Raw genomic sequence first — 3519 nt, 5'->3', positions numbered from 1 at the left:
TTTTTATGCCAATTAATGCCAGAATATGGTCTGTATCATATTTATTTGTACTCACAATTAAGTATCACCCATATTTTTAATCCCTTCGATAATTGAATTTTTTAGAATTAAAAAAGGTTAGTAAAACTTTTTCGGCCAATAAGGTTGCTACCATCCGAGATGTGTCTTTTTCCTTGAAGAATGGTGAAATATTCTCATTAATTGGTGAAAGCGGTAGTGGTAAGTCTACTTTACTACGTCTAATTGCCGGGTTAGAGGATGTTGATGAGGGAGAAATCTTCTTAGAGGGAGTAAAAGTTACTGGTCCAGCACAAAACCTGGTGCCAGGCCATTCAGCGATTGAAATTGTCAATCAGGATTTTGAGCTGTTTGAGTACTTAACTATTTCCGAAAATATTGCCCATTTTATTGAATTTTTAGACAAGACTTACAGAAAACAGAAAGTAAAAGAGTTGCTGGAAATTTGTCGTCTGAGTAAGTATGCAAATAATTTCCCTAGAGAACTGTCGGGTGGGGAGCGGCAAAGAGTGGCATTGGCTCGAGCATTGGCTAAGGACCCAAAATTACTATTATTAGATGAGCCTTTTAGTAATTTGGATGTGCATTTAAAGAATCAATTGAGATTCGAATTGAGGGAAATAATTTGGCAGACCGGTACAACGGCTATATTTGTTACTCATGATACTCAGGATGCCTTGGTGATTTCTGAAAAAATTGCGCTATTAGAAAGGGGGGAGATTACACAAATGGGTACCCCTCATGAAATATATAATTTTCCAAGAAGTCCTTATGTGGCAAGTTTATTTGGGGAAGTAAATGTAGTTTCTGGAAATGAATTATCAGTTTGGGCGGAAGAGCAAACCAATAGCATTTCTGTTGAAAAACTTTTTTGTATTCGTCCCGAGCATTTGGTTTTTGACCCTTCAGCAAAGAAAATTAGGGGGACTATTTTGAATAAAGATTACTTTGGGGCTTATTGGCAAATTGAAATATCAGTGAATGAGAATAGGACATTGTTATTGAACACTGGAGAACAAGATCTGAAAATAGGCGATGAAATAGGAATACGTCTTCTTCCGAATTCCTTTCACTCCTTTGAAAATGAATAATTGAGGTCAGAAGTATAGACCTCTTTATAATTGTTATATGTCTTTTTGGTAGGATGTATGAATTTGAATTTTAGAAATGATTTAAGTTATTGGGTTTTTAAAGCTTGGTCAACAGTTCCATTATCAACCCTCCCGTGAATTGTTTTCCAAGTATACTCAATTTTCTTTCTACTCTTATACCTTAAAGCACAAGGTCGTATTTAGCTGGCCTTTGCCTTGTCGACCTTACAGGCCACGCAGAAGTGATTAAATTTACCTTTAAGGTCTTCATAGATTTTCCAAAAGATTTTAATTTCTTCCCTCATGTGTAAATGGTCAATGGCACAATGGTCTGGTATATGCCCATTATTTAATTTGGCCAACTCAGCGTTTTCAAATTCATGGATATTGACTTTGTGTTCCATTATATCAATTATTTCCCTTTGCCGGATAAATTGATTTTGAAATTGCTCAGCCCGTGGACGCATTCCGGAATTTTGGTGATTTTTTAGAATTTCGGCCAACCGCCCTTCAAAAAATGAAATTTCTTTTCGACAAAACTCAAATTCTTTCAACCATTCCATATGGTCCTTGTGTTCGGTAATGTATTCTCTGAGGTTTTCCATGACTTTGGAGTTTCAATTTATTAGAAACCAAAATGTCAATGGATTTTTATGTTAAAAAATCCACCAATAAAAAAGTAAAACTGCTTCTATCCATACCTCTACCTCTTCTTTATAAAGTCCATTTTTGCTTTCCCATTAATAAGGGAAAGACTTGAACTTAGCTTTTTATGAAAACTAAACTCAAGTCTTTAAATGGATTTCAATGTTGCTCTTTTTAATGCTTTGTGAAGCTCTTTGTATTCGTCTACTGAAACAACTTTGCACAAAGCCTTTAGCTTCATAAATATAACGTAGAGAAAGATGTGAAAAGTTGCAAATAAGATGAATTTACTTCCCTCAGGCCTTATTTTCTCATTCTTCCATAATTCTTATTGGAGTGTCTTTTCCTAGTACAATACTTTGGGCGCTTTTTGCAATTGAACGAATAATATTGGTCATGTTCCTAAGGTCAAGAGTCTCAAATTCATCACTCACTTGATGGTAATGTGGGTCTGAGTCAATTTGGTCCGTGGAAATGGTATGGGCGGGAACACCTAATCTGGCCAAGGTAGCATTATCAGATCGGTAAAAAAGACGTTGGTCGGGATATGGGTCTGGAAAGTATCTATAAGGGCTTCCTTGCAGGTTTTTTTGTAATATTTCTCCAAAATCTGATTTGTCAAAACCCGTGATAAATGCGGAGTTTTTCCCAAATTTAGATAATTTGCCAATCATTTCAATATTAAACATGGCTGAGATAGAGGCGGGATCATACTGTTTCGAAAAATACTGAGAACCATAACCTCCAATTTCTTCGGCAGTAAATGCCACAAAAACAATTGTGCGTTCCCCCCCTCCCTTATTTTTAAAATACTTGGCTAAGGACATTACCGCTGTAGTCCCAGAAGCATCATCATCAGCTCCATTGGCAATGCTATCTCCTTTCTGCATTTGTAGGATTCCAATATGGTCATAGTGGGCAGAAAAAATAACATATTCATTGGCTTTGCTTTTTCCAGGGATCATTCCTAATACATTGGCCAATTGAAACTTCTTTTTCTCTTGTAGGATCTCTATTTCATAGTCATTTATGGCAATTGGATTTGATAAAATAAACAGTTTTGAATGTTTGTCTTCCTCATTATCCAAAAACTTGCTTCCTTTGGAAAAATAGTTGCGGTACCTTTCAAAGGTTTTCAAATGAACCCCTGCTACTGTAACGATCAGGTCTTTTTCCATCCCATTCATTTTCCTGAAAGTACCTGGAAAGTCATCTTCAGCACTTATGTGAATTTGTTCAATTGCTGAATTTGAAGTCCAATGCAGGCTCTCATGATTAGAAATGAGAAACATTTCGTCTTCGGGAATATTGTGGCCGTCTAAGCTAACCTTGATGGTTTTTGGTTTCAATTGATTCAAAGAAAAGGTCTGTAAATAGTTGGAAGACCCTTTTGGTTTTTGTAAACCTAATTCTTCGAAATAATTATTGATATAATTGGCTGCTTTCTGACCACCTTCACCCAAGGCCGACCGGCCTTTCATTTGGTCATCACTTAAGGTTTGAACTATTTTTTTAATTTCTTTCCTTTTAATGCTATTTTGAGCATTGGCTTTCCAAATGCCTATACTTGTGAAAAGTAACAACACAAGAATTTTTTTTAATATAAACTTGGTTGGATTATTCATTTTTCAATTAGTTAAAATGGCAAATTCAAGACAGTTCCAGCATTAAAAGGGTCTTTTCTTTGAATGCAAACATAAGTTTAAAGTTAATAATGCTATACTTTAATCTAGAGTAAATCATATAATTGGTCGATCCTAATAAG

Annotated in this window: 3 protein-coding genes; 1 reads left to right on the top strand and 2 read right to left on the bottom strand. The window is 35.4% G+C overall.

Going from position 1 to position 3519, the window contains the following annotated elements; genetic code table 11:
- Positions 1–92 precede the first annotated feature (92 nt).
- Positions 93–1109, top strand: a complete 1017-nt coding sequence (locus E1171_RS14355) for an ABC transporter ATP-binding protein (protein ID WP_155206720.1) — start codon at positions 93–95, stop codon at positions 1107–1109.
- 200 nt (positions 1110–1309) lie between these two features.
- On the opposite strand, the gene E1171_RS14350 is transcribed toward E1171_RS14355, so the two are convergent.
- Together E1171_RS14350 and E1171_RS14345 are read right to left on the bottom strand one after the other, a co-directional pair.
- Entirely contained in the window at positions 1310–1714 is a 405-nt protein-coding gene (locus E1171_RS14350; RefSeq protein WP_155206719.1) for a hypothetical protein, read from the bottom strand.
- A gap of 351 nt (positions 1715–2065) precedes the next feature.
- The gene (locus E1171_RS14345; RefSeq protein WP_155206718.1) at positions 2066–3379 is read right to left on the bottom strand and encodes a M20/M25/M40 family metallo-hydrolase; all 1314 of its coding nucleotides are present in this window, start codon (positions 3377–3379) and stop codon (positions 2066–2068) included.
- Positions 3380–3519: the final 140 nt, after the last annotated feature.

The sequence above is a fragment of the Xanthovirga aplysinae genome (assembly GCF_009711365.1).
Lineage (GTDB): Bacteria > Bacteroidota > Bacteroidia > Cytophagales > Cyclobacteriaceae > Xanthovirga > Xanthovirga aplysinae.
This window is presented reverse-complemented; position numbering and strand designations above follow the sequence as displayed.